21 protein-coding genes are annotated in these 25,449 nt (G+C 38.2%); 15 read left to right on the top strand and 6 right to left on the bottom strand.

Features of this window, described 5'->3' with window-relative positions; all coding sequences use genetic code 11:
- Nucleotides 1-50 precede the first annotated feature (50 nt).
- Genes uxaC through HME7025_RS01455 form a run of 4 tightly spaced genes read left to right on the top strand, consistent with a single transcriptional unit; the run spans nucleotide 51 to nucleotide 4,432 of the window.
- Nucleotides 51-1,454: a glucuronate isomerase gene (uxaC, locus tag HME7025_RS01470; RefSeq protein WP_109321941.1), complete on the top strand. Its 1,404-nt coding sequence runs from the start codon at nucleotides 51-53 to the stop codon at nucleotides 1,452-1,454.
- A 3-nt stretch (nucleotides 1,455-1,457) separates the two neighbouring features.
- Complete coding sequence (locus HME7025_RS01465; RefSeq protein ID WP_109321940.1) at nucleotides 1,458-2,468, top strand: sugar kinase; 1,011 nt, start codon at nucleotides 1,458-1,460, stop codon at nucleotides 2,466-2,468.
- 2 nt (nucleotides 2,469-2,470) lie between these two features.
- On the top strand, nucleotides 2,471-3,133 hold the full coding sequence (locus tag HME7025_RS01460; RefSeq protein WP_109321939.1) for a bifunctional 4-hydroxy-2-oxoglutarate aldolase/2-dehydro-3-deoxy-phosphogluconate aldolase: 663 nt from the start codon (nucleotides 2,471-2,473) through the stop codon (nucleotides 3,131-3,133).
- 21 nt (nucleotides 3,134-3,154) lie between these two features.
- Complete coding sequence (locus HME7025_RS01455) at nucleotides 3,155-4,432, top strand: MFS transporter (RefSeq protein WP_109321938.1); 1,278 nt, start codon at nucleotides 3,155-3,157, stop codon at nucleotides 4,430-4,432.
- A gap of 51 nt (nucleotides 4,433-4,483) precedes the next feature.
- Here HME7025_RS01455 and coaBC read toward each other — a convergent pair whose 3' ends face one another.
- A complete protein-coding gene (gene coaBC / locus HME7025_RS01450; RefSeq protein ID WP_109321937.1) occupies nucleotides 4,484-5,674 on the bottom strand; it encodes a bifunctional phosphopantothenoylcysteine decarboxylase/phosphopantothenate--cysteine ligase CoaBC in 1,191 nt (396 codons plus the stop codon).
- Nucleotides 5,675-5,743: 69 nt separating this feature from the next.
- Between coaBC and panC the strand changes: the two genes are divergently transcribed.
- Both panC and panB read left to right on the top strand, forming a co-directional pair.
- Nucleotides 5,744-6,622 (top strand): pantoate--beta-alanine ligase, encoded by an 879-nt coding sequence (panC, locus tag HME7025_RS01445; protein WP_109321936.1) that lies wholly within the window; start codon nucleotides 5,744-5,746, stop codon nucleotides 6,620-6,622.
- Nucleotides 6,600-7,415, top strand: coding sequence for a 3-methyl-2-oxobutanoate hydroxymethyltransferase (gene panB / locus HME7025_RS01440; RefSeq protein WP_109321935.1), 816 nt, complete (start codon nucleotides 6,600-6,602; stop codon nucleotides 7,413-7,415). Before panC ends, panB begins: the two co-directional genes overlap by 23 nt.
- Here the strand turns inward: panB and panD are convergent.
- Nucleotides 7,412-7,762, bottom strand: a complete 351-nt coding sequence (gene panD / locus HME7025_RS01435; protein WP_109321934.1) for an aspartate 1-decarboxylase — start codon at nucleotides 7,760-7,762, stop codon at nucleotides 7,412-7,414. The genes panB and panD overlap by 4 nt on opposite strands.
- A gap of 69 nt (nucleotides 7,763-7,831) precedes the next feature.
- Here panD and HME7025_RS01430 point away from each other — a divergent pair, with 69 nt between their 5' ends.
- The 4 genes from HME7025_RS01430 to HME7025_RS01415 all read left to right on the top strand — a co-directional run bounded on the left by HME7025_RS01430 (nucleotide 7,832) and on the right by HME7025_RS01415 (nucleotide 11,328).
- Nucleotides 7,832-8,560 (top strand): type III pantothenate kinase, encoded by a 729-nt coding sequence (locus tag HME7025_RS01430; RefSeq protein WP_109321933.1) that lies wholly within the window; start codon nucleotides 7,832-7,834, stop codon nucleotides 8,558-8,560.
- 303 nt (nucleotides 8,561-8,863) lie between these two features.
- On the top strand, nucleotides 8,864-9,664 hold the full coding sequence (locus HME7025_RS01425) for a UDP-2,3-diacylglucosamine diphosphatase (protein WP_109324897.1): 801 nt from the start codon (nucleotides 8,864-8,866) through the stop codon (nucleotides 9,662-9,664).
- A 1-nt stretch (nucleotide 9,665) separates the two neighbouring features.
- Nucleotides 9,666-10,853, top strand: coding sequence for a glycosyltransferase family protein (locus tag HME7025_RS01420; RefSeq protein ID WP_109321932.1), 1,188 nt, complete (start codon nucleotides 9,666-9,668; stop codon nucleotides 10,851-10,853).
- A gap of 97 nt (nucleotides 10,854-10,950) precedes the next feature.
- Entirely contained in the window at nucleotides 10,951-11,328 is a 378-nt protein-coding gene (locus tag HME7025_RS01415) for a DMT family transporter (RefSeq protein WP_109321931.1), read from the top strand.
- 64 nt (nucleotides 11,329-11,392) lie between these two features.
- On the opposite strand, the gene HME7025_RS01410 is transcribed toward HME7025_RS01415, so the two are convergent.
- Both HME7025_RS01410 and HME7025_RS01405 read right to left on the bottom strand, forming a co-directional pair.
- Nucleotides 11,393-12,979, bottom strand: a complete 1,587-nt coding sequence (locus HME7025_RS01410) for a SusD/RagB family nutrient-binding outer membrane lipoprotein (protein ID WP_109321930.1) — start codon at nucleotides 12,977-12,979, stop codon at nucleotides 11,393-11,395.
- A 33-nt stretch (nucleotides 12,980-13,012) separates the two neighbouring features.
- Nucleotides 13,013-16,249, bottom strand: coding sequence for a SusC/RagA family TonB-linked outer membrane protein (locus HME7025_RS01405; RefSeq protein WP_109321929.1), 3,237 nt, complete (start codon nucleotides 16,247-16,249; stop codon nucleotides 13,013-13,015).
- Nucleotides 16,250-16,700: 451 nt separating this feature from the next.
- On the opposite strand from HME7025_RS01405, the gene HME7025_RS01400 reads away from it, so the two are divergent.
- Genes HME7025_RS01400 through HME7025_RS01390 form a run of 3 tightly spaced genes read left to right on the top strand, consistent with a single transcriptional unit; the run spans nucleotide 16,701 to nucleotide 19,662 of the window.
- The gene (locus HME7025_RS01400; RefSeq protein ID WP_109321928.1) at nucleotides 16,701-17,447 is read left to right on the top strand and encodes an HAD family hydrolase; all 747 of its coding nucleotides are present in this window, start codon (nucleotides 16,701-16,703) and stop codon (nucleotides 17,445-17,447) included.
- Nucleotides 17,434-18,579 carry a TIGR03364 family FAD-dependent oxidoreductase gene (locus tag HME7025_RS01395; protein WP_109321927.1) on the top strand — a complete coding sequence of 382 codons (1,146 nt, stop codon included), beginning with the start codon at nucleotides 17,434-17,436 and terminating at the stop codon, nucleotides 18,577-18,579. The genes HME7025_RS01400 and HME7025_RS01395 overlap by 14 nt, the downstream gene beginning before the upstream one ends.
- 6 nt (nucleotides 18,580-18,585) lie before the next feature.
- Entirely contained in the window at nucleotides 18,586-19,662 is a 1,077-nt protein-coding gene (locus HME7025_RS01390; protein ID WP_109321926.1) for an alkaline phosphatase, read from the top strand.
- Here the strand turns inward: HME7025_RS01390 and HME7025_RS01385 are convergent.
- Nucleotides 19,653-20,093 (bottom strand): GNAT family N-acetyltransferase, encoded by a 441-nt coding sequence (locus tag HME7025_RS01385; RefSeq protein WP_109321925.1) that lies wholly within the window; start codon nucleotides 20,091-20,093, stop codon nucleotides 19,653-19,655. The two genes, HME7025_RS01390 and HME7025_RS01385, sit on opposite strands and share 10 nt — an antisense overlap.
- 105 nt (nucleotides 20,094-20,198) lie before the next feature.
- Between HME7025_RS01385 and HME7025_RS01380 the strand changes: the two genes are divergently transcribed.
- Both HME7025_RS01380 and HME7025_RS01375 read left to right on the top strand, forming a co-directional pair.
- Nucleotides 20,199-20,744 (top strand): phosphonate degradation HD-domain oxygenase, encoded by a 546-nt coding sequence (locus HME7025_RS01380; RefSeq protein ID WP_109321924.1) that lies wholly within the window; start codon nucleotides 20,199-20,201, stop codon nucleotides 20,742-20,744.
- Nucleotides 20,741-22,015, top strand: a complete 1,275-nt coding sequence (locus HME7025_RS01375; protein ID WP_109321923.1) for a DUF5690 family protein — start codon at nucleotides 20,741-20,743, stop codon at nucleotides 22,013-22,015. The genes HME7025_RS01380 and HME7025_RS01375 overlap by 4 nt, the downstream gene beginning before the upstream one ends.
- A gap of 187 nt (nucleotides 22,016-22,202) precedes the next feature.
- Here HME7025_RS01375 and HME7025_RS01370 read toward each other — a convergent pair whose 3' ends face one another.
- On the bottom strand, nucleotides 22,203-25,412 hold the full coding sequence (locus HME7025_RS01370; RefSeq protein ID WP_109321922.1) for a TonB-dependent receptor: 3,210 nt from the start codon (nucleotides 25,410-25,412) through the stop codon (nucleotides 22,203-22,205).
- Nucleotides 25,413-25,449 lie beyond the last annotated feature (37 nt).

Here is a 25,449-nt window from a genome sequence, read left to right as displayed (position 1 = left end):
CCTTTTAATTCTACATTTTTCATTCTTCATTCTACATTAATTAAAACACGATGAAGGCTTTTTTAAACGAAGATTTTTTATTGCAGTCGAGCACCGCTCAGACATTATACCATCAATATGCGGCCCACATGCCCATCATTGATTACCATAACCATTTAGTGCCTCAACAGATTGCGGAAGACAAGCAATTTGATAATATCACACAAATATGGCTTTATGGCGACCATTACAAATGGAGAGCAATGCGGGCACATGGAGTCAACGAGCGCTACATCACCGGCGATGCCACTGATGAAGAAAAATTCATGAAATGGGCAGAAACCGTTCCGTATACAATGCGTAACCCATTATATCATTGGACGCATTTGGAATTACAGCGCTATTTTGGCGTTACTGAAGTACTTAATGCGGAGTCAGGTAAGCGCATTTACGATCATTGTTCCGCTTTATTGCGCAGCAAAGAATACTCGGTTCGGAATTTATTAAGAAAAATGAATGTCAAAGCGCTTTGCACGACAGACGACCCTATCGATAATTTGGCATATCACCAATCCATCGCAGCGAGTGGTTTTGAGATCAAAGTATTACCTACTTTCCGTCCAGATAAAGCCATGGCGGTGGATGATGAATTAACTTTCATAGAATATGTGAATGCCTTGAGCCAGGTAAGTGGTAAACAAATCAATCACCTGCAAGATTTTAAAGATGCGATTCAAGATCGTCACGATTTCTTTCATTCTGTTGGTTGCCGTTTGAGTGACCATGGTTTGGAACATATTTATGCAGAAGATTATACCGAAGAAGAAATCGAGCTTATTTTCACTCGCTTGCATTCTGGCAAAACCATCAATAAAAAAGAAAAATGGCAGTTTAAATCAGCTATGCTGGTATTTTTTGCTCATTTAGATCACGCCAAAGGATGGACTCAGCAGTTTCATTTGGGGGCATTGAGAAATAATAATAATCGACTTTTAAGTAGTTTAGGGCCTGATACGGGTTTTGATTCTATCGGGGATTTTGAACAAGCTAAGTCCTTATCGAAATTCTTAAATACACTAGACACAACGAACCAATTAGCTAAGACGATTTTATATAACTTGAATCCAAGAGATAATGAATTGTTTGCGACCATGACAGGTAATTTTCAGGATGGAACAATCGTTGGAAAGATTCAATTTGGCTCAGGTTGGTGGTTTTTGGATCAAAAAGACGGCATGGAAAAACAAATCAATGCCTTGTCCAATATGGGGATGTTAAGTCATTTTGTAGGGATGTTAACTGATTCTCGTAGTTTCTTATCTTTCCCAAGACATGAGTATTTTAGAAGAATACTTTGTAATTTGATTGGTCAAGATGTAGAAAATGGCGAATTGCCAGCAGATATGGAATGGTTAGGGAAATTGGTTAAAGACATTTCATATACCAATGCCTCCCAATTTTTTAATTTTGAATAAAGCATGAAAAAAGTAGTTACGTTTGGAGAAATCATGGGGCGACTAAGTCCTCCAGGTTATGGGAGAATAGTACAAGCACAGTCGCTCAATTTGACTTTTGGAGGGGGAGAAGCGAATGTTGCTGGTGCTTTAGCTCATTTAGGAATTCCTGCAGCTCATGTCACTAAATTTCCTGATCATGAAATGGGACATGCCGCTACTTCTTATTTCAGAAAAGTGGGAGTAGACATGCAGTATGTTCAATATGGCGGCAATCGTTTAGGTTTGTATTTTACTGAATTTGGAGCCGCTATGCGCCCAAGTAAAGTAGTTTATGACCGAGCAGATTCTTCCTTTGCGCATTTAGATCCCAAAGAGTTTAATTGGAAAGAAATCTTAAAAGATGCTCAATGGTTCCATTGGACAGGTATAAGTCCAGCTATTTCCGAATCTGCTGCACAGGCTTGTCGGGAAGCCATCAAGGTCGCCAATGATTTAGGAATCACAGTTTCTGCCGATGTCAATTACCGTAAAAACTTATGGCAATATGGCAAATCGGTACAAGAGGTGATGCCTGATTTGATTGCAGGTTGTGATATCATCGTTTGTGGAAAAGGAGATGCCGAAGATATTCTGAATATTGTTCCAGACGGAAGTACCAAAAGTGGTTGGGAATCCGTAAGTAAACAAATCATGGCTCGTTTTCCTCGAATTAAAAAAATCATCAATACCAAGAGAGGTCAAATTTCAGCATCACAAAATACCTTGTCGGCCACTTCTTTCAACGGCAAACAAGTATTGAAGTCGGAAACAGTAGAAATAAGTCAAATAGTAGATAGAATTGGCGGCGGAGATGCTTTTATGGCTGGATACATCTATGGGAATCTAATTCTGAAAGATGAAGCTCAGTCCTTATCATTTGCTGTTGCAGCTTCCGCATTAAAACATACGATCGAGGGGGATATTAATTTAGCCAACTTAGATGAAATAGAAACCGTCATGAAGGGAGACCTGACAGGACGCTTAAAACGATAACCATGGCAAGAAATTCTTCCGAAGTTGTATATCAACGCATTCAAGAGACACCAATCGTCCCATTATTTTTTAATGCCGATTTATCCATTGCTACGAGCGTATTAAAAGCTTGTTATGATGGAGGAATCCGCGTTTTTGAATTTACCAATCGAGGCAAAGAAGCCCCATATATTTTTGCCAAAGCCATGGAATATGTGGAGAAAGAATGTCCGGATTTAGTATTAGGAATTGGTACAATTTATGATGCCAAACAAGCCAATGAATTTATTCAAATGGGTGCTGATTTTATGTTGCAACCATTCATTACCGAATCTGTTGGGGAAGTATGTGGTAAGCATGACATTCCATGGATGCCAGGCGCCATGACATTAACAGAAATCCGTCAAGCAGAAATTTGGGGAGCTAAAATCGTTAAGATCTTTCCAGGTAATGTAGTGGGGCCAGCTTTTGTTAAGGCATTAAAAGGACCTATGCCCAATACCCAAATCATGGTTACGAGTGGAGTAGAACCAAATAAAGAGAGTTTGAGTACATGGTTTAATGCAGGTGCAGCCGCGGTAGGTATGGGTTCACAATTATTTCCGGCTGATTTGATTGCCAAAAAAGATTATCAAGCTATTGAACAAATGATTGCCCAATTAATTACAACTTATCGGGAACTGTAACCCAAACAAAACCTCAACCTTATGGAAATTGGAAAATACCGTTGGAAAATTTGCGCATTACTATTCTTTGCCACTACGATCAACTACTTAGATAGGCAAGTGATTGGTCTATTAAAGCCGGTTTTAGAAGACCAATTTAATTGGACAGAAACAGATTACTCCAACATCGTTATTACCTTTCAAGCTGCCTATGCGATTAGTTTGCTAGGTTTTGGCGGCATTATTGATCGAATCGGAACTAAATTGGGTTATTCTATTTCCATCGTGGTATGGAGCATAGCAGCTATGTTGCATGCTTTGGCAACAGGAACGTTGAGCTTTGCTTTCATGCGTGGATTATTAGGTTTAGGTGAAGCTGGTAACTTTCCTGCTGCCATCAAAACAGTAGCCGAATGGTTTCCTAAAAATGAAAGAGCTTTAGCCACAGGTATTTTTAATTCTGGGGCCAACATTGGAGCGGTTGCCGCCCCTATTTTAGTGCCTTGGATTTTAGGTGTTTATGGCTGGGAAATGGCTTTTATTGCGACAGGAGCCATTGGGTTTATTTGGTTAATTTTTTGGTGGTTATTTTATGAAGTTCCTTCTAAACACAAAGAATTATCTCAAGCAGAATTTGATTATATCCATGCCGATAAAGAAGAAAAAGATGAAAATCAGGAACCTGTTAAATGGGCTAAATTATTTGGCTTCCGTCAGACATGGGCCTTTTTCTTTGGAAAAATGTTGACCGACCCAATCTGGTGGTTCTTCCTATTCTGGTTACCTTCTTATTTCTCCGAGCGTTTCCAATTGGATTTGAAAAAACCAAGCTTAGAGTTGATTATCGTATATACTGCCACGACTGTGGGAAGTATTGGTGGAGGTTGGTTATCTGGTAAATTAATTAACCTAGGTTGGCCGTCTTTCCGAGCTAGAAAAATCACTATGCTAGGTTTTGCTTTGGCGGTAGTGCCCATCATGTTAGCTCGTTATTGTGATAATATTTGGCAAGCAGTAGCCTTGATCTCTTTGGCTGCCGCCTCTCATCAAGCTTGGAGTGCCAATATTTATTCCATTGCTACGGATATGTTCCCGAAGAAAGCGGTTAGCTCTGTGATTGGAATTGGCGGTATGGCGGGTTCAGTGGGAGGTATATTCTTCCCTATGATTGTGGGATCTTTATTAGATAAATATAAGCTTTTAGGCAACATCAATGATGGTTATAACATCATCTTCTTGCTTTGCGGTAGTGCTTATGTTTTGGCTTGGTTAATTATCTATTCTTTAGCTCCCAAATTGGAGACAGCTAATATTGATTAATCAATATTTATTATTTCAAATTAGGCGTGTTGAGCAATCAACACGCTTTTTTTATTCCCATTGCTGAAATAAATCTACTAACTCTTGAGCAATAGCCTCTTTTGATTTCAGGCTACAAGTATGTCGTTCGCCAGAAGCATGAAAGACTTGAACTTGATTGGTATCCAAACCAAAACCAGCCCCAGGCTGTTTTAGTGAGTTCAAGACAATCGCATCTAGATTTTTTCTTTGTAATTTATCCAAGGCGTTTGTTTCTTCATTTTCTGTTTCCAAAGCAAAGCCAATCAATTTTTGATGGCTTCTTTTTTGTGTACCCAAACAGGCTAAAATATCCGTGGTTTTTTCTACCAGTATATCTAGATTACTCTCCTTTTTCTTGATTTTTTCACTTGCTACAGTGACAGGTCTATAATCTGCTACCGCAGCAGCCATAATAGTCCAATCTGAATTAGGAAATTCTCGAAGACAAGCCTCTTCCATTTCTTTGGCAGAAACAACTGGAACACAATGAATCCCAGAAAATGCAGGTTTCAAGGCCATAGGGCCAGTAATTAAGGTAACATCAGCTCCTTGTAAATAAAAGGCCTCCGCCAAAGAAATACCCATTTTGCCAGAGGAATGATTGGAAATATAGCGAACTGGGTCTATTGCCTCCTGGGTAGGTCCTGCACTAATCAATACTTTTTTACCATACCAGCTTTTTCCCCTACCTATTTTTTCTACTAGCTCCAGCAGCATTTCCTCTGGTTCTGCCATGCGCCCTTCTCCATGTAAACCACTGGCTAGAAACCCGGTATTCACTGATAAAATATGATTACCAAAGGATTGTAACTGAACTAAATTTTGCTGTGTAGAAGGATGCTTATACATATCCTCATCCATAGCTGGGGCAATGAAGATGGGACAACGGGCCGACAAATAAGTGGCTATAACAATATTGTCACATAAGCCATTAGCCATTTTACTCAGGGTATTACACGTGGCTGGAGCGATGATAAAAGCATCAGCCCAAAGGCCGAGTTCAACATGATTGTTCCAAACATGTTGATCATGAAAATCAATCCAGACAGGGTTATTGGAGAAGGTGGAAAGGACTAATGGAGAAACAAAATCTTTGGAAGCAGATGTCATTACTACACGTACTTCTGCCCCATTTTTTTTCAATAATCGAACTAAAAGTATGGCTTTGTAGGCGGCTATACTGGCACTAATTCCGACGATGATTTTTTTACCCTGTAACATAGCATTGGAAAAGGTCGGCAAGTAACGAAATTTGCACAAAATAAGGTAATTTTAGTGCCAAATTCGACCATGAAGATATTTGAAACAAAACAGGCATTGCAAGATTTCATCGATGAACATCGGTCGAAAAATGACCTTATTGGATTTGTACCAACCATGGGTGCTTTGCATGAAGGTCATTTATCCCTCATAGAGAAGTCTAAGGAACAAAGTGCCGTTACGGTTTGTAGTATATTCATCAATCCTACTCAATTCAATGATCCAAAGGATTTTGAAAAGTATCCAAAAACCATAAATGAGGACTTACAAAAACTAGAATTAGCTGGCTGTGAGGCCGTTTTTCTTCCCTCGGTTTCGGAAATGTATCCTGAAGGAATGCATCAATTACCACATTGTCCCTTAGGTAGATTGGAGGAGCTTTGGGAGGGGGCACATCGTCCAGGGCATTTTCAAGGTGTCTGTGTGATTGTGCATCGTCTGTTGGAAGCTGTTCGACCAGATTTGCTATTTATGGGAAGTAAAGATTTTCAGCAGGTAGCGGTCATTCGACAATTATTAGCTCAATACTCATTTAAACCAACCATAGAATTAATCTCTTGTGAAACCGTTCGTGAGGCGAGTGGTTTAGCGATGAGTAGTAGAAATGTTCGACTTAGCTCTGAACAAAAAATCCAAGCCTTGGCTATTTATCATGGTTTTGATACGATTCAAAAAGCCATAAAAGAACAAATAACTTGCAGTACAAAAGAATTAGAGCGACAATTTGCTCAACAATTATTGGATGCTGGCTTTGAATCCGTGGATTACATTGCCTTTGCGGACCCTAAAAGCTTAGAACCCATTATAGATCTCTCTCAAACCTTTGTTGTATTAGTGGCCGCTTTTATTGGCGGGGTCCGACTGATTGACAATCAACTATTTTCCCATGAGCTATTTAAAAGAGTTTAAAAAAATCACGACTCAAAGTCTGCAAATCATGAAAAAGCAAGGAGAAAAAATCTCCATGTTAACATGTTACGATTTTTCTATGGCCAAATTGTTGGACCAATCAGGTGTGGATGTTTTGCTGGTAGGAGACAGTGCAAGTAATGTGATGGCGGGTCATGAAACAACCCTTCCTATTACTTTAGAGCAAATGATTTATCATGCTCAATGTGTCGTTAGAGGTACAGAAAGAGCATTAGTTTTAGTGGATTTGCCTTTTGGGTCTTATCAATCCAATAGTGAAATCGCTCTTTCTTCAGCGATTCGGATTATGAAAGAAACGGGAGCGCATGCCATTAAGTTAGAAGGTGGACAAGAAGTACTAGACAGTATCAAAAAAATAGTCAAGGCAGGTATCCCAGTAATGGGACATCTAGGATTGACTCCTCAAAGTATATATCAATTTGGCTCTTATGGAGTTAGAGCCAAGGAGGAAGAGGAGGCTAACCTGTTAGTAGAAGAAGCTAAGATGTTGGAGGAAGCGGGTTGTTTTGGAGTAGTTTTGGAAAAAATCCCAGCTGATTTAGCGAAAAAGGTAAGTGAAAGTTTACATATCCCAAGTATAGGCATAGGCGCTGGAAAACATTGCGATGGTCAAGTTTTGGTCATGCATGATATGCTAGGTATAAACACGGAGTTTAAACCTAGATTTCTACGTCGTTATTTAAATTTAGGAGAATTGATTCCTCAGGCCGTTAAAAACTATGTGGCTGATGTCAAAAATCAAGACTTCCCCAATGAAGCAGAATCTTATTAAGCCAAACGATTACTGGCATTTGGAAATACGACAGTTGGTTCAAAAGTTTTCGCCGCTTCAAAGTCCATTAAAGCATAAGAAATAATGATCACAATATCTCCAACTACGGCTTTTCTAGCAGCGGGACCATTGAGGCAAATGATGCCTGATCCTCGTTCGCCTTTAATTAGATAAGTTTCAATTCGTTCTCCATTATTGACATTAACTACTTGAATTTTTTCATGTTCCAACATGTTTGCAGCATCCATCAAGTCGGCATCCATGGTTAGACTTCCTACATAGTCAATATTGGCTTCTGTGACAGTGGCACGATGCACCTTCGATTTTAATATTTGTATTTGATACACAATTTTGGTTTTTGAGAGTATACAAATTTACGAAAAAGAAATATTTAACTTTGTTAACAAATCAAATGAATGATGGTACTTTGCTTGGATTTTGGAAATTCTCAGTTAAAATATGCTTGGGTAGAGGCTGATCATATCGTTGATTTTGGCATTTTAAGCGATTCAAATTTTGAATCAATATCTCAAATCTGTCAAAATAAGGCCCTTGATTCCATCATTCTAAGTAGTGTAATTGATGTTCCATTAGAACTAATAAATGCCTTAAAAAATTTAGCTCCATTTCATCAACTTAGTTCAAGTTCATTGACGCAGGTGGACTATTCGAATTACGATAAATCGACATTAGGTGTGGACCGAATATGCATAGCAGAAGGGGCTCAAACTTTATTTCCTACTAGCAATCATTTGAGTATTTGCTTGGGAACCTGCATTACGTATAATTGGATTGTGGATGGTAGTTTTAAAGGAGGGGCTATAAGTCCTGGCCTTATGATGCGAACAAAGTCCATGCATGATTATACGGCACATTTACCCCTAATTTCTCCTCAAATGGACTTCCCTTTGTTGGGTCAAACGACATCAAGTAATTTACTTGCTGGCATAATGCATGGGATATTATTAGAAATTCAGGGATATATTTTAGCATTAAGAAAACAAGATCCCGAAATCGTAATACTTATGTGTGGAGGAGATGCTCCATACTTTGCACCTAGATTAGAAGATTCAGCTATTCATTTTGAAAATGACTTAATTTGGAAGGGCTTAGCTGCATTGGCTCATTTGAATTTAGGGCTTTAATTCTCAACGCTGTCAAGGTTTAAAACCTTGACAGCGTTAGGCAAATCTACCCTATTTTCTCTCATACATTCAACATAAAGCTGATATACTTTTCATTTTATCAAATAGCTTATTTTAACATAATAATATCAATAAACTGATTGGTCTATTGTGCAAAAAAGGACAATTTTACCAACGCTGTCAAGGTTTAAAACCTTGACAGCGTTAAGAAAAAAACCAGCTGAAATTTAACCATAGCTTAACGCCCCCCTAACATAAACATCTGATAACCAATGTAGTTTTGAAGTAGAAAAACTACGCATGATGAGCGTTAACTACCAACCCACTTACAAGACCATCGTTATTTCCGACTTACACTTAGGAAGTAAGGGGTCTAAAGCCAAAGAAGTCAATGAATTTCTAAAAGCTTATTCCTGCCACCAACTCATTCTAAATGGGGATATCATTGACGGTTGGCAATTAAAAAAAGGAGGCGAGTGGAAGAAAAAACACACAGGATTCTTCCGTGCTGTGTTAAAAATGATGGATCGCTGGGATACTGAAGTCATTTATCTGAGAGGTAACCATGATGATTTCCTAGACCAAATCATTCCATTAAAAATAGGAAAACAGTTTTCCATTCGAAGAGACTATACCTTAAAATCATTTGGGAAGAAATATTTTATCACGCATGGTGACATATTTGATAGTATTACAAGTCAAATGAAATGGTTAGCCTATTTAGGGGACATCGGGTATACCTTTTTATTATGGGTCAATAAATGGTACAATTACCACCGTGAAAGACAAGGTAAACCCTATTATTCTTTGTCTCAAACCATCAAACAAAAGGTAAAAGCGGCTGTAAATTTCATTTCCGATTTTGAAGAAAAACTAGTCGAATTAGCCATTGCTCAAGAAGCGGATGGCATTATCTGTGGGCATATTCATAAAGCTGAAATCAAACAAATCAATGGAGTTTCTTATATGAATTCAGGTGATTGGGTGGAATCATTAACGGCCCTAGTGGAAACGCATCAAGGGGAATGGCAAATTCTACACTATCCTGACTTTGATTTAAAAACAGAATTAAAAGAAATCTTAAGTGATCAAATGACCCTCTAATATGGGAAAGTATATATGCACCGTTCAAGGAGAAGGCAGGGGGCATTTGACCCAAGCCATTTCGTTAAGCCAAATTGCTCAAGAAGCCGGCCACGAAATCATAGCTTATGCCGTTGGTTCTACCAATAATCGTAAAATCCCCAGTTTTTTTACAGATTTCATTGGCGACAAACCTCTTTTACAATATGAGAGCCCTTCCCTATGTTATGGAAATGGCAAAGCTGTACAAGTGGGCAAAACCGCCTTTCAAGCATTCTCCAAATTCAAAACTTATTGGAAAAGTGCCTCGGAGTTAGCTGAATTTATTAAAGCACATCAACCGGATGGGATCATCAATTTTTACGAATCCATTACAGGGCTTCATCAATGGAGAACGGGCTCTAAAACTCCCTGTCTATCCATAGGACACCAATATTTATTACTAAATCGCCATTTTGAAAGTATTCCAGAAAAGAAAATAGATCAATTTTTCCTAAATCTAAATACTAAAATAACGGGCATAGGTTCCAAGAAAAAATTAGGGCTTTCCTTTTTACCTTTAGAAAACGACCTCCAAAGAAATATAGAGGTAATCCCCCCACTACTACGAAAAGAAGTCAAGGCCCTGCAAGCTGAGCAAGGAAAAAATTGGTTAGCCTACTTAACACATTATCGATTAGCTGAAGACATCATGGCATGGTCTAAACAAAACCCTGATGTTCAATTGGATTGTTTTTGGGATCATCCCACACATCATGAAATCTTCCATTTTTCCGAAAACTTAACTTTCCATCCCATCAATGCGGAGAAGTATTTGGAAAAAATGTCCCAATGTGCCGGACTTATTTCTACGGCTGGATTTGAGTCCATCGCCGAAGCTATGTACCTCTCCAAACCAACCATGATGGTTCCTGTACCCAACCACATTGAACAGATGATCAATGCTTTTGATGCTTCCTATGCAGGAGCTGGACTCGCTGCCAAAACATTTGACTTAAGTCTTTTCAAAGACTATCAACATGTGCACCGTACAGATTATTCTAAATATCAAGAGTGGATTCAAGAATCTTCTAGATTAATGGACTTTCATTTGAGAGAACTTATTCAACCTAAGCAAGAGAAAAAACGCATTTGGAAATCAATTTTAACCAAGCGAATTAACTGGACATTACCTAAAAATAATGGGGGGCTTTCATTTCCTAAAGCTTAAACCTCTTCGCCCGATAATTACATGGTATGAATTTCTGTGAGAAAACTTAGCTATTGGGCTTCTATTTTAGGAACTTTAAGCTAATTTAAATTGGCACATGATTAAACCTTGGATTTATCTTTTCATTGCTTCTATTTTTGAGACAGGCTGGACCTTTTCATTGAAGTACATGAATTTTGGAAGATTGAAAGACGCATTTCAACAATATCCTTTAATTTCTAAAGAATTTAGCGTTGAATTTTTCCCTCTTTTGGGATATATCTTTTTTGGTGTGGCTAACATCTATTGTTTGTCAGTAGCATTTAAAGATATCCCTACTGCAACTGCATTGGCGGTTTGGACGGCTTGTTCTCTCATTTTAGTCAAGTTATTTGATGTCTTCTATTACAAAACACCCACCAACCTGGCCGAAGTGTTTTTTATGAGCTTGATTGTTGTTGGAATTATTGGCTTAAAAAAATATGCTGCTAGTTGAAAAAACAAAAAAGCTGGGCAATGCCCAGCTTTTTGCGTAACGTATTTCTCATTTTAACCATTAATTATTTAATCAACCACATCGAGTCGTTAATATCATCTGTACCATTAAACTGGCTTTGAATAGCAGCTTTATAATTCGTTGCATTCGTCGTTCTTTCTGTTGTTGGATAGATCCATCTAACAGCAATACGACTGGAGTTACCATTCCCAACGCCCACATCAAACTTAGGGAAACCTGTTCTTCTCCAATTGAAATAAGCCTCCATACCTGAGTTCATAAAGAAGGCTGCATATTTCTGAGTGACAATTTGCTGAATCGCTTTAGATGCATCATATTTTACACTAGCTTGTGCATAATAATCAGCAAAAGAAAAGTCAATATTGTAATTCACTTGATCTGCAGCCGCCATAGAACCTGTCTTAGAATAAGTCATGGTATTCACTCCATCTTTAATGCCATAAAATGCTTGAGAGGCTTGAATTCCTTTCTTATACCAATCTTCTGCCGAACCTGTAGCCCATCCCCTAGCAATACCCTCAGCAATGTTGAAACATAATTCAGGATATCCTGCAATGAACGTATTTTCTGCCGTGTAGTTCTTGTAATAGCGATTTCTGTTTTGGAAGGAGTATTTACCCGGAGCAAATCCCGCACCATTATTTATACCCGCCTTGTCTGACATATCCGCCAAATCTTCTGCCGAACTTGCGCCTAAGAATGCCGAATAATCCGAAGGTTGTTTTCCTGACTTTAATTCAAATCCAGCCGGTTCACAAGTTACCATCACACGTGGATCCTTTAAACTGGCAAGCAAATTAACGTATGCCGCTGCCATATTTTGACGTGTAGCATCAAAACCAAAGTTGTCCGGATTAGATGGATACTTGTTGAAATTATTCCACTTAAATTCCAAATTATCTGCCATAGAAGACATCAATGGATACTTCGTTGGATTACTGATCATTTCCGCAAATTTGGTCTTTACTCCTAAATCAGCATCGGTATCTTTCTTAGATAAGGTTAACAAAACACGTAAACGATATGCATTAACCGCCTTTTGCCACTTCTTCAAATCTCCATTGTAATAGATATCCCCAGAAACAGTTTCTCCCTTAGCAATCAAACTGGTTAAATCGGTATTGGCATCATCCAACCATTTCAATATTTGAATGTAAATGGCCTTTTGGCTGTCATATTTGGGGGAAATACCATCAATTCCATTCAACGCATCTGCTAATGGTAAATCACCTACACGTTTCGACATTTGGTCATAGAAGTAAGCTCTAAAAAATTTCCCTAAAGCTGCATATCCATTCACATCTGCCAATCCAGCACGTTTAGCTTCTTCCTCCATTTTCAACACGTTTTTTAGCGTTGTAAACTGATTAGGCATCTGGCCAAATGTGTATTCATTGTTTGCATAATAATTATAGTTTGAACAATAAAATTGGTTCCAGCGCATCTCAGCACTAAATGGGCGACCATTATCATTAAACATATTATAAGCGACTCCTTGGAAAACCAAAGATGCAGGTACATGTACAGGTCGGTTGGAATCAATTTCCAACTGATCAAAAGGTTTTTCACAGCTGCTCAAAGTGACCATCAAAAGGCCAAAAAGAGCTATGATATATTTATTCATTTTCATATGCTTTATCATTTAAATCGATAATTCGATGGATTAAAAAGTAATGTTAAAATTCACACCGTAGCGACGAACCGAAGGAGTTTGTGGACCAGATTCATTTCCAAATACATATTGATTTAGGTCAATGTCTGTTTTCTCTGCGAAATAAAATAAGTTACGACCTACCAAAGAAACATTGGCTTGATGTACAAATTTACCGAACCACGCTGAAGGCAAATTGAAGGTTAAATTCACCTCACGCAACATGCTAAATGTTCTACTCATTAAGTTTCCTTCATCTGAATTGTAATATCTAGAAACATAATCTTGAACAAATTGCTTCGTAGTATTGGGAGTGTATTGCAAAGCAGAATAGTTGGTAATTTTACCATCAACATCATAAGCAATAGCTACTCCATTGCTCACTTGAACACCTTCACCTACAAATGCCTTCACGCCAGCAAAATCCTGTGGACGAGCCTCTGCAAATATGCCTGTAGTCGTTCCAATATGACGACCTCCACGGTAAGTCTGCTTTTGCGTATAGTTTGAAATTACTCCACCAACACGACCATCAAATTGGAAGCTCAAACTCACATTTTTATACGTAAACTTGTTGTTGATACCATAAACAAAATCCGAGTTCGTATTTCCTAAATATTGAGCTACTGGATTGTAGATTGGTCGACCTGAAGCATCATTGATAATTTTACCATCTGGAGTACGAACAAAAGCTCGACCGTACATTTTATCCAAACGATCTCCCACTTTCAAGAATGTATTTAAGCTATTTACACCAGGATAAATCTCATTCAATGTCTCCACATAGGAACCGTAATTAGCTAAAACATCCCAAGTAAATCCGCTTTCTGTCTTAATTGGAGTACCAGTAAGTGAAATATCAAAACCATTTTTCTCTGTTTTGATTCCATTCACTAAAGCCGAACTATATCCTGAAGTAGTAGAAATTGGTAAGGAGAAAATAGAAGGACCATCTAATGAATTCCAATAAGTAACATCCAAACCTAAACGATTTTTGATAATTCGTATATCCATACCAAATTCTTTTTGAGTAGTAGAACTTGGATTTAAATTCGGATTATTCAAGGTATTCGTGTAAGAAGCCGCTGTTTGGTTATTATACAATGGGAAGGTGGAATATACCGCTGCATTCGTATAAGCTGGTCCATCATATGGTGCTTGGTATTGATCTCCATATCCAATTGGGTTACCACTTCCTACAGATGGAGTAGTTCCGATTGTTGATGCTGTCAAACCATCTTTTACATTCGCATAAGAAGCTCTAAATTTCAAGAATGAAATCACTTCTGGAAGCTTAATATAATCCGATAAAACTGTAGCAGCAGAAACAGATGGATAGAAGAATGCATTATTCCCAGTAGGTAGGGTTGACAATTTATCTAAACGACCTGTGGTAGAAACAGTAATGAAGTTCTTGTATGAAAAGTCAGCTGAATAATAGGCTGATAACACGCGCATTTCAGAACCAAAGTTAAATACTTTCACCGGGTTAGATGAGTTAGCGAAGTTGTACAGTCCAGGCACGTTCAAATAATCCGTAGTACCGTACATCGACTTATACTGAAATGTTCTCATACTACCACCAGCGGTGATTTTTGTATTCAAACCTCTCGTAATATCCTTGTCGTAAGACACCAATAATTCCGTATTATTTTCAAACAATGAACGACGATCTTCACGGTAATCACCACGACGCTCATCACGTCCATATGAACCTGCTGAATAAGGGAATTTCTCTGTTCTTACCATATCCCAAGTCGTTACTTGCGTACGTCCCAATACTTCTAATCCATCAGCTAATTGGTAGCGTAATGCTGCTTGACCTACGATGTCATTTTTGTAATGTCCACGTAACCACTCATACGACATGAAATAAGGGTTATTGTAACGCTGATATTCCGCATAAATTTGTTGAATACCCTCTTTACCTTTTTGCCAATAATTACGCATATCATCCACGTTCCAGTCAGCACCAGCCCAATACACCATGTTGTAAATGATGGAGTTCGGACCATAGTTCACATCGGGAATATTAGGTGTATACTGACGGTTATATTGCAAATTCGACTCAAATTTCAATTTGTCAGAAAACTTGTAATCGGCAACAATATTGAAATTGGTAATATTCATTTTGGTATTTGGAACAATACCTTTTTGATAAATATGAGAGGTTGAAAAACGCAAGTTATATTTCTCTCCTGTTGCGGAGACCGAAACGTTATTCGTAGATAAAATACCTGTTTCTAAAAAACGTTTCAAGTTATCTTTACCGCGGTTTATCCAAGGAGTCCCCGCACGAACACCCGTGATTGGATCTACTGGTGAATCATATTGAGGGATTAATTGTCCATTGAATTTTGGGCCCCAACCACCATCATAATCTCCATCATTTAATCCTCCACCTTTACCATCACCAAAAGCATATCGACCGTGATCACCAGGGCCATATTCATCCTGAACTATAGGAATAGCATAAAATCCATTCTCCATCATAGTAGATGAATTTGCCTCAACAGAGAATCCTCTTTTGTCTTTTGACCCACGCTTGGTAGTAATTAAGATTGCTCCATTCTTTCCACGAAAACCATATAATGCCGAAGCTGAAGCTCCTTTCAAAACCGAATACGTTTCAATATCATCTGGAGAGATATTCCAGGTATCTGAGTTAATTGGAACCCCATCTACTACGTATAAAACAGTAGAATTACCACGTAATGAAATAGTAGGTTTTCTTAAAAGCTCTGGTTGTGCACCAATCGTTAAACCTGCAACCTTACCAGCTAAGGCATTGATGGCATTGGGCTCACGAGCTTTCACCACAGCAGCTCCGTCTAAAGACTGAATAGAAACACCAATTTTTCTGATTTCTTTCTTGATACCTAAGGCCGTAACTACTACTTCTTGAAGTTGCTTTTCATCTCCTACTATAACAATGGTAAGTTCCGATTGAGCTCCCACAGCCACTTCTTGCTTTTTGAAACCAATCATGGAAACTTGTAAAACGGCATTGGGATTAACGGCAAAAGTAAAACGTCCGTCCGCATTGGTATTAGTTCCCAAATATGTTCCTTTGATTTGGATGGAAACTCCGGGTATCCCAGAATTATCCTCTTTGGATATTACGCGTCCAGTAATGCTTCTAGATTGGCCCATTGCCAAAATAGCCGTCAGTTGAAAAAAGACCAACATAAGCCACATCGACTTATGTGCGATCTTTCTTCGAGACAATTTTTGTAAAAAGTTCTTCATAAAGATTTTTGTTTTTAAAGAATGTTAAATTGTGACGAAGAGATTAGGTGCAAAAACAGCTTACTCAACTTGAACATTGTTTTTCAAAAACTTGCCTGATATGCCCCAAAGGGCCATTAATTAGACTGATAGATAAAAATCATCCACAATAGAAATTCTAAACATGGAATAATGGTCAAGGATGAGGATTGCTCTCTGAATTCCAACCTCTTAAATTTTCCACAAAAGTATTCCTATCAGGTAAGCTAACTGTGTGTCTTAGAACAAGAAATTATTAAGAAAAAAAGTGAATTGTTAAGGAATCATTGACAATTGGTTAAGGCAGTATTAAGACGATAAGAAGTGCCAAATGAACTTGAAATAATACCAATTTAATCTTTACAATTATTTCACATCCAACTAATCGATTGATAATTTAAAAACAGGAAATTCGTGTTCAATCTACTTATACATGTCCTCACAAAATATCCAATTGGTCATACTAGATATGGCTGGAACTACCATCTTAGATGAACACGAAGTAGAACACTGCTTTAAAATAGCCGCCCAAAAAAATGGATTGAATTCCAGCGATGACCGAATATTAGCTTTACAAGGTTATGCCAAGCTCTACGTTTTTCAAACACTATGGGCAGAACAACTGGGAGAAGATGACCCTACGATAAATCAAAAAGCCAAAACTTCATACGAAGATTTTACCCAAATTTTAGAACAGCATTACTTAAACCATGAGGTAAAACCTACGGAAGGGTGTTTGAAATTATTCGACTACTTGCACCAACATGGTATATACATAGCACTCACGACAGGCTTTTACCGCAAAGTGGCAAATATCATATTGGATAAAGTAGGTTGGGGAAAAAGTCTCAATCAGAACTACATGAATATCCAAAACAAGTCTGGCATACACCTTTCCGTTTGTCCAGATGAAGTCCAAGGAGCAGGTAGACCCTCTCCGAGCATGATAGAATTGGCCATGCTACGGTTTGGCATATCAGATAAAAGCAAAGTCATTAATGTAGGTGATACCCCAGTAGACCTAGCCTTCGGTAAAAATGCAGGTATTCGTCTGGCCCTGGGCGTTTGCAACGGAACCCATACTAGAGAGCAATTAGCAGGTCATCCAAATGATGGCTTACTAAATAATATAGCTGAATTAATTCCCATCATTGAAAAACTAAATCATGAGAAAATATGATTTAATCATCGTAGGCGCAGGAATCATTGGGACTTTTTGTGCCTATCATGCGTTAAAAAGAGGAAAAACCGTACTCTTATTAGAAAAAGATTCACTGCCATTTGAAGCCAGTTTTCGGAATTTTGGTCAAGCTGTCCCTTCAGGTCAATCCCTCCCATTATGGTTTGAATACGGTCGCAAATCCTTGAAAATCTATAAGGATTTACAAGAAAACACGGACATTTCTTTGGTAAAAAATGGATCTTGGTACTATGCTTCCGATGACCAAGAAATGACTCTTTTAGAAGAAATCCATCAACTCTTTACTGAGAGAAATTATACGAATAAGCTTTACACAGCACAAGAATGTTTGGATATTAATCCTTCCTTAAAGAAAGATTACGTAAAAGGCGGACTCTTTTTCCCAGAAGAGGCATCCTTGAATCCTTTGGTTATGGTACACCGAGTGCGAGAATTTCTTATTCAGTACATGGGCTTACATTACCAACCTTTGTGTTCTGTTATATCCATAGAAAAAAAGCGAGGTATTGCTAAAATTCATAGTGCTCATGGACAAGCATTTTGGTCCGATAAAGTCATCTTAGCAAGCGGCAGAGATACTCAATTTTTATTCCCAGACTTATTTGCTCAGGCTGACCTAAAAATCAGTAAGCTTCAAATGATGCGACTAATCCCACAAAAGCGAGCCTTTAAATCCAATATTTTGACAGGCTTAACGATTCGGCGGTATGAAAGCTTTCATTCATGTCCTTCTTTTCACAAATTAGAAACAAGTGCTGAACAGAAACTTTTGCAAGAACATGGTATTCATATTTTATTCAAACAAGCGGATGATGGGTCAATCATCTTAGGAGATTCACACTCCTATGTTCCGGCACATCATCAAGCCAATTTTGGATTTGAAATTTCCACTGAAATCAATGAAATGATGCTGAATGAAGCCAAGAGAATTCTTCATGTGGAAAGCTGGGATGTTGAATCTACCTGGGCCGGATATTATTTACAAGCCAACAAATCAGATATCTTTACTAAAACGTTGGATGATGTCATTCATGTAATCAATGGAATTGGTGGCAAAGGCATGACGACAAGTCCCGGATTTACAGCAGAATACATTCAAAAACTTTATTAAACCTCTATGAAAAAAGTCATTCCCTTCATTTTATTTTCCTTACTTACTTTAACTGCTTTTGGGCAAACCTCTAAAAAAAATACCCCTAAAAACATTATTTTTTTAATTGGCGATGGCATGGGTGTTAGTCAAATTTATGCTGGACTTACTGCCAATAAAGGACATTTAGCTTTAGAAAGAATTCGTCACATTGGCTTTCATAAAAATCAATCATCCGATAACTATGTAACGGATTCTGCAGCGGGTGCCACCGCCTTTTCAATAGGTAAAAAAACGTATAACGGAGCTATTGGGGTAGATGCTACACAAACACCACAAGTAACAATTTTGGAGTTGGCAGAAAAAAAAGGACTAGCAACCGGTTTAGTTAGTACAGCTGACATCACCGATGCCACTCCTGCGGCATTCATTGCCCATCAAATCAAACGTAATATGCACGATGAAATAGCCAAGGATTTCCTTAAAACCGACGTAGATATTGTTGTAGGAGGAGGGAGAAAAAGCTTTGACCAGCGTAAAGATGGACAGAATATTTTGGATTCACTGAAAGCAAAAAAGTATCAAGTGGTGGAATCCTTAGCAGAAATGAATGCCATTAAACAAGGCAAATTTGTTTACTTATATGCTCCTGGTGACCCGAAAAAATTCTCTGAAGGGAGAGGAGAAGTCTTATTAGATGCATCAAAAAAATCCTTGGAATTGCTTTCCAAAAACCCAAAAGGATTTTTTGTAATGATTGAAGGAGGACAAATTGATTGGGGTGGACATGCCAATGATGCAAATTACGCAGCTACTGAAATGGTGGATTTCAATAAAAGTATTGCAGCTGCCTTAGATTTTGCTGAAAAAGACAAAGAAACTTTGGTGGTTATTACTGCTGATCACGAAACAGGAGGCATGGGATTATTGGGAGGAGACATGACAACGGGCGAAATCAAAGCCTCTTTTATTACCAAAGGACATACGGGACAAATGGTTCCTGTGTTTGCTTTTGGACCTGGTTCAGAGGCTTTTCAAGGAATATATCAAAACACAGCCATTTTTGATAAAATGAAAGCTGCACTTCGACTATCTCAAAAATAGATCGTAAACTTTTCATGTGAATTAGTAAAGCCCATTGCTTCATAAAAAGCATGGGCTTCTTTTCTTCGTTTATTCGACGTCACTTCAATCGACTTCACGTCCTTTTCTTTCAGCTCAGCTCGGAGTGTTTCTATTAACTTCCTTCCTAATCCATTTCCTTGGCAAGCGGCAGTGACAATCAATTCTTGAATTTCATACACCATTCCTTCATGGTGCAATAGGTTTTGACCGATGACACTCAAAAAACCAACAAGTTGATTTTCTTGGCTTTCAACAACCCAAACAAACGTATGTGCATGACCAAGGTACTCTTTCCAGATTTGATGGAAAACCCTTGGATCAGATGCCCTATTTTCGAGCTCATCCACTAATCCTAGGACAGCATTTTCATCTTCTAATTTAGCTCGTCTAATGGAGAAACTTGGGTTCATTTTACGGATATATTATGGCAATATGAAATCTATTTTAAATCGCTTCTAGGGTATTTTTTACGCTTTTCAATGGGCTTAAATTACATAAAATACTTGAAATAGCAGATGAAAGAGATTACTCAAAAAGTCCAAATCATGTTTGCCGAATTGGGGAATTCTCAATATGGTGGCGAAGCGGTAAGCCAATTAGAACATGCCTTACAATGTGCCAAATTAGCTACTGATGAAGGTGCCTCCACAGAGCTGATTGTGGCTAGTTTATTACACGACGTTGGTCATCTATTGCATGCACTCCCAGATGATGCCCCAGAAAATGGTATTGATGATATGCATGAAAATCTTGCTAAGGATTTTCTGAGTCGATATTTCCAAGATGAAGTAACGGAACCCGTTTACTTACACGTAAATGCCAAACGATATTTATGCACTCGAGAAGCAGGATATCAGGCATTGCTTAGTGAACCTTCCTTACTGAGCTTGCAGTTACAAGGCGGCCCAATGAGCGAGCAGGAATGTTTGGGATTTGAACAAAACCCTCATTTTCATTCAGCCATACAGTTGAGAAAATACGATGATGCAGCCAAGATACCAGATCTACAAGTACTTCCTCTAACTCATTACCTGAAATTGATCGAAGCCATTGCCTTATGATCATTCACTCCCCGTCTAGGCCAGGTAAAACTCCTTCCTATACCCATTGGTTTGCGCATCCTATTTGGTCCATGTTGGCAGCATTTGGTTGTTACTTTTGTGTATATGGATTTAGAAAGCCCTTTACAGCTGGCCTTTATGAAGGACAGTCTTGGCTAGGTATCCCCTGGAAATCGGTATTGATATCTTCCCAAATAGCTGGATATATGCTGTCCAAATGCAGTGGTATATTTTTTGTTTCTTCTATCACTTGGTCAAAGAGGATTCAAGCTATTTTGTGGAGTGTCTTTATAGCCGAAATTGCCTTATTGGGATTCGGATTGGCCCCCAAACCATGGAGTATACTTTTCTTGATTATGAATGGTCTCCCATTGGGGATGATATTTGGCTATATCCAAGGATTTTTGGAGGGGAAAAAGAACACGGAATTATTCATTGCCAGCTTAGGAGCTAGTTTTATTTTAGCAGACGGAGTTTCAAAATCAGTTGGGAAATTATTACTTAATACAGGCATAGCAGAAAGCTGGATGCCATTTACAGCAGGCTTACTATTTAGCTTACCATTTCTCTTCTTTGTGTGGATGCTTCAACAAATCCCTAAACCTACAAAAGAGGACATTGCTGAACGTTCTGAAAGAGCGCCCATGACTTCCCAAGATAGAAACCGATTAATTAAATCATTGGGGCCAGGAATACTAGGAATTAGTCTTTTGTACCTATTTGCGTCTTTGTTGAGAGGAATACGGTCCGACTTTGCTCCAGAAATCTGGGAATACCTTGGTTTTCATGGATTACCCTCCATTTTTACACAGACCGAAATATGGGTTACCGTAGGTATATTATTGATTAATGGCAGTTTGGTATTCGTCAAAAACAATATCCATGCCTTCTATATCAGTTTGGGAATCATTTTTATGGGATTTCTTTTACTAATCTTGTGCGGTACAGTTGGCCTTCATTACTTGTCAAGCTTTTGGCTAGTAGTTCTTACAGGATTTGGCATTTATTTACCTTATTTAACCATTACTACCTCCATATTTGAACGAATGCTGGCGATAAGCAAGCATAAGGCCAATATTGGCTTTCTAATGTACATTGTAGACTCCACTGGATATGTCGGTTACAATTTGCTTCTATGGTGCAGTGGATTCATTTTCCCACATTGGAATTTAGCCCATCTATTCTTTGAATGGATTAACCTATTGGGAATCGCTGGAATAGGAATAGCTCTTTTCAGCACCATCTATTTTACCAAGAAATTGATACAATAGTAATGGTGTAAAAACGTTCAGTCTGCGCCAGCTACGCAACGCTGGCAAGGTTCCAAACCTTGCCAGCGTTAGAAAGCGCAGGCGTTTTTAATTAACAATAAACTGATACAATAAGCATCAAAACAGTAGCGCTGTCAAGATTTAAAACCTGACAGCGCCACAACATTCATTTCTTCCGTTTTTCCTTTTAAAAAGTATATCTAGCTCCTAATTGCATTTGCCATCTAGACCCCATTTGATCTACTGAATAAGGATTAGTTGGGGCGATAAACTTATAGGTAGGTTCAGAAGCTGTTCCTGAATTCACGCGATTTAAACCTAAGCTAGCCGTTGAATTAAATGTGTTAGGAGAAAAATAAATTCTACCCCAATTACTATTCAACAAATTTGTCGCGTTTAAAATATCTAATGATACTTGAAACTCATGGCCATTTCCTACTTTAATCGAGTGATTTAATTTTAAATCCAAGGTTGTATTCCATGGTGTTCTACCCCCATTTCTTTCTGTAAAATCACCTTTACGTGTACTTAAATATTCATCTGAATTCACAAAATCCATAAAGGCTTTCGCTTGAACTGCTGCCGTTCCTAATTTAGCGTCGTCCACAAAATACTTAGCTGCTTCCTGCTCATCTTTGAATACATAGGCTAAACCTGCTGCCTGAGGTGTATTTGCAATCGTACTATTTACAAAACCCCAAGTAAATGGCGCACCTGATTGCGCACTAAATACCCCTGATAACGTAGTTGCACTACCGTTTTTCCAAGATTTAGTATAGGCAAATGAGGAAATAATACGGTGACGAATATCAAAATTGGAATAAGCCAATTTAGGGCTATTAGGAGACAATGATTGATTCAACTGCCAGTTAGATTCCATCGAATTTCTAATTCCATTCGTCAAGTCAAAACTCTGTCCATAAGTATACGCCACCATGAAATTAAATCCAGCTGCATAATTTTTACTTATTTGAGCCGTCAAACTATAACGATGCCCTTCAGAAGTATTGGATAATTCGTAAGCATTAGAAAAAGCTGAATTCAATTTTTGACCCGTTGCTCCACCTGATAAATAAATAGGCATTTGCTTTAATTGGTCATAGCTATAATACTTGACAGAATCTTTTAAATTCACTTGTTGAAATTTCAAATCTGAAATCGTTTTGGTATAAATACCTTCCAAAGTAAACTTATAACCATTTATGGTGTGGTCCACCGCAAAACTACTTCTCCAAACCTGCGGCATTTTGAAATTGTTCGCCATGGCATCTACTTGAGTCAAGCTAGCCTGTCCGTTCGCAAATGCAAAGTTCTTTGCTCCATCTTTTAATACATCGCCCTTATTTTTACCCGCAACATTATTAACATCAAATGCTCCAAAACCTACACCATCATTGTAGAATGCGTAACCTAACCATGCAAATGGAATTCTACCTGTAAAAATACCTGTACCTCCGCGAAACACTAAACTGCGATCTCCTAAAGCATCATAATTAAATCCTAAACGTGGAGAAAATAATACTTGACCAAAAATGGAATTTGAGATTTGATTCAATGGAGTTGCTGAGCTAAATGTTGTTCCTGCATTTGGATCAACTTGTGTCATTGCCGTTTTAGGACTTAGCGTAGGTGAATCTGTACTAGCAAGGTCAAAACGAATACCTGGTGATAATTTCAATTTACTAGTTACCTGAATTTCATCTTGAGCATAAACACTGTATAGGCCTACATTAAATGTTGCATATGGGTTATTAAATATTGCATCACGATCATTATTCGTAAAACTATATGAACCACGTACACGATTCACATTGGCTGCTAAGAAGTCTGCCACACTTTTGTAAGAAACTCGTCCATTCCAAGAATTGACAAACCCGTAATTGATGGTATACAACTCATTGTGTGTTCCCACTAAAAACGTATGATTTCCCTTAAACCAAGTAAAGTTATCCGTAATTTCAAACGTCTTTTGCTTCATATTAAAGACAGTTGCCTCACGCTCATTGCCTAAGAAAATGGTTCCTCCATTAGCTGCAATCTCTACCTGTGGAAATGCAGGGTTTGAACTCATAGGTTCACGATAATCACGAATATCTGAATAACCCAAAATAAAGCTATTCGATGCACTACCAAAATGGCTCTTCAATTCAGCTACAGTTGAATTTGTTTTATTCACTTGACGGAAATCCATAGACCCAAAACGGAAATTAGCTGCATCTCGCTCTAAGTTAGTTGCCTCTGAGGCCACATAACTATTACGGATCGACAATTGATGTTTGTCTGAAATATTCCAATCAAATCGGTTGAAAAACTTATTACTCATTGATTGAATAGAATAAGCACCAAATGCCCCTGGATCAAAACCGTAGTTAGATTTTAAGAAATTACTTATGTTGGAAGCCGTATTAGCATCAATGATGGTTCCTGGATCCCCTGCTGCATAAAATAGAGGTTCATTTCTACGCGTAATTTCTTCGTTGGTAAACCAAAACAACTTATTCTTTATCAAGGGTAAACCTAAACGGAAACCTGTTTGATAGTCGGAATAATCACTAGACATCTTAGACCCATCACCCGCATTGTTAGGACCTGTCATAACAGAATTTCTTCCGTAAGCATAGACTGACCCTTTTACTTGATTAGTTCCTGTTCTGGTTACAGCATTTATAGATCCTCCCGTAAAATTTCCAATTTTAACATCGTAAGGAGCTACATAAACCTGTACATCTTGAATGGCATCTAATGAAATAGGATTCGTTCTTGTACTTGAGCCAGGCATCCCAGAAGTTCCAGATTGCCCACCTAATGAAGGACTAAAACCGATGGCATCATTGTTGATTGTTCCATCTACAGTTACATTATTATAACGAAAGTTAGTTCCTGCAAATGAGTTACTAGAAGAACCCTGTGGGGTAAGTTTGGTCATATCAGTCAAACTACGATTCAGAGTTGGAACAGCTTTAATGGTTGACTCATTCAACTGAGTAATAGCTCCAGACTTTGTGCCTCCTTTATCTGCTTTCACCACTACTTCGGTTAAAGTCGTTGTTTCTTCACTGATGACCACATTCACTGAAGGATTGGATCCAAGAGTCAAATTAATATTCTCTGCTCTAAATGTCTGATATCCTACGAAGGAAACAGTTAAGGTATATGGCCCTCCTGGATTCATATTGGCTAATAGAAAATTGCCATCCACTTGAGTTGCTACTCCATAGCGCGTCCCGGTTGGTACATGAACTAATTGTACACTTGCCCCAGGAATTTCCTCTCCCTTAGCGTCTTTTACCTTTCCATTTAAAGAGGAAGTGGTAATCTGAGCATTGGATTGGAAAAATACAATTGAAAATAATACTACGAGAAACAAAAATCCCGCCTTAGAAATCCTTACTGTCATTATATTGGTTTTTGATGCCGCAAAGGTAGTATTAACG

It is taken from the genome of Aquirufa nivalisilvae, assembly GCF_003143535.1.
Lineage (GTDB): Bacteria > Bacteroidota > Bacteroidia > Cytophagales > Spirosomataceae > Aquirufa > Aquirufa nivalisilvae.
This window is presented reverse-complemented; position numbering and strand designations above follow the sequence as displayed.

Bases quoted from the DNA above. Each gene is read 5' to 3' on its own strand.
- uxaC (WP_109321941.1), top strand. From the start codon at position 51: ATGAAGGCTTTTTTAAACGAAGATTTTTTATTGCAGTCGAGCACCGCT.
- HME7025_RS01465 (WP_109321940.1), top strand. From the start codon at position 1,458: ATGAAAAAAGTAGTTACGTTTGGAGAAATCATGGGGCGACTAAGTCCT.
- HME7025_RS01460 (WP_109321939.1), top strand. From the start codon at position 2,471: ATGGCAAGAAATTCTTCCGAAGTTGTATATCAACGCATTCAAGAGACA.
- HME7025_RS01455 (WP_109321938.1), top strand. From the start codon at position 3,155: ATGGAAATTGGAAAATACCGTTGGAAAATTTGCGCATTACTATTCTTT.
- coaBC (WP_109321937.1), bottom strand. From the start codon at position 5,674: ATGTTACAGGGTAAAAAAATCATCGTCGGAATTAGTGCCAGTATAGCC.
- panC (WP_109321936.1), top strand. From the start codon at position 5,744: ATGAAGATATTTGAAACAAAACAGGCATTGCAAGATTTCATCGATGAA.
- panB (WP_109321935.1), top strand. From the start codon at position 6,600: ATGAGCTATTTAAAAGAGTTTAAAAAAATCACGACTCAAAGTCTGCAA.
- HME7025_RS01430 (WP_109321933.1), top strand. From the start codon at position 7,832: ATGATGGTACTTTGCTTGGATTTTGGAAATTCTCAGTTAAAATATGCT.
- HME7025_RS01425 (WP_109324897.1), top strand. From the start codon at position 8,864: ATGAGCGTTAACTACCAACCCACTTACAAGACCATCGTTATTTCCGAC.
- HME7025_RS01420 (WP_109321932.1), top strand. From the start codon at position 9,666: ATGGGAAAGTATATATGCACCGTTCAAGGAGAAGGCAGGGGGCATTTG.
- HME7025_RS01415 (WP_109321931.1), top strand. From the start codon at position 10,951: ATGATTAAACCTTGGATTTATCTTTTCATTGCTTCTATTTTTGAGACA.
- HME7025_RS01410 (WP_109321930.1), bottom strand. From the start codon at position 12,979: ATGAAAATGAATAAATATATCATAGCTCTTTTTGGCCTTTTGATGGTC.
- HME7025_RS01405 (WP_109321929.1), bottom strand. From the start codon at position 16,249: ATGAAGAACTTTTTACAAAAATTGTCTCGAAGAAAGATCGCACATAAG.
- HME7025_RS01400 (WP_109321928.1), top strand. From the start codon at position 16,701: ATGTCCTCACAAAATATCCAATTGGTCATACTAGATATGGCTGGAACT.
- HME7025_RS01395 (WP_109321927.1), top strand. From the start codon at position 17,434: ATGAGAAAATATGATTTAATCATCGTAGGCGCAGGAATCATTGGGACT.
- HME7025_RS01390 (WP_109321926.1), top strand. From the start codon at position 18,586: ATGAAAAAAGTCATTCCCTTCATTTTATTTTCCTTACTTACTTTAACT.
- HME7025_RS01385 (WP_109321925.1), bottom strand. From the start codon at position 20,093: ATGAACCCAAGTTTCTCCATTAGACGAGCTAAATTAGAAGATGAAAAT.
- HME7025_RS01380 (WP_109321924.1), top strand. From the start codon at position 20,199: ATGAAAGAGATTACTCAAAAAGTCCAAATCATGTTTGCCGAATTGGGG.
- HME7025_RS01375 (WP_109321923.1), top strand. From the start codon at position 20,741: ATGATCATTCACTCCCCGTCTAGGCCAGGTAAAACTCCTTCCTATACC.
- HME7025_RS01370 (WP_109321922.1), bottom strand. From the start codon at position 25,412: ATGACAGTAAGGATTTCTAAGGCGGGATTTTTGTTTCTCGTAGTATTA.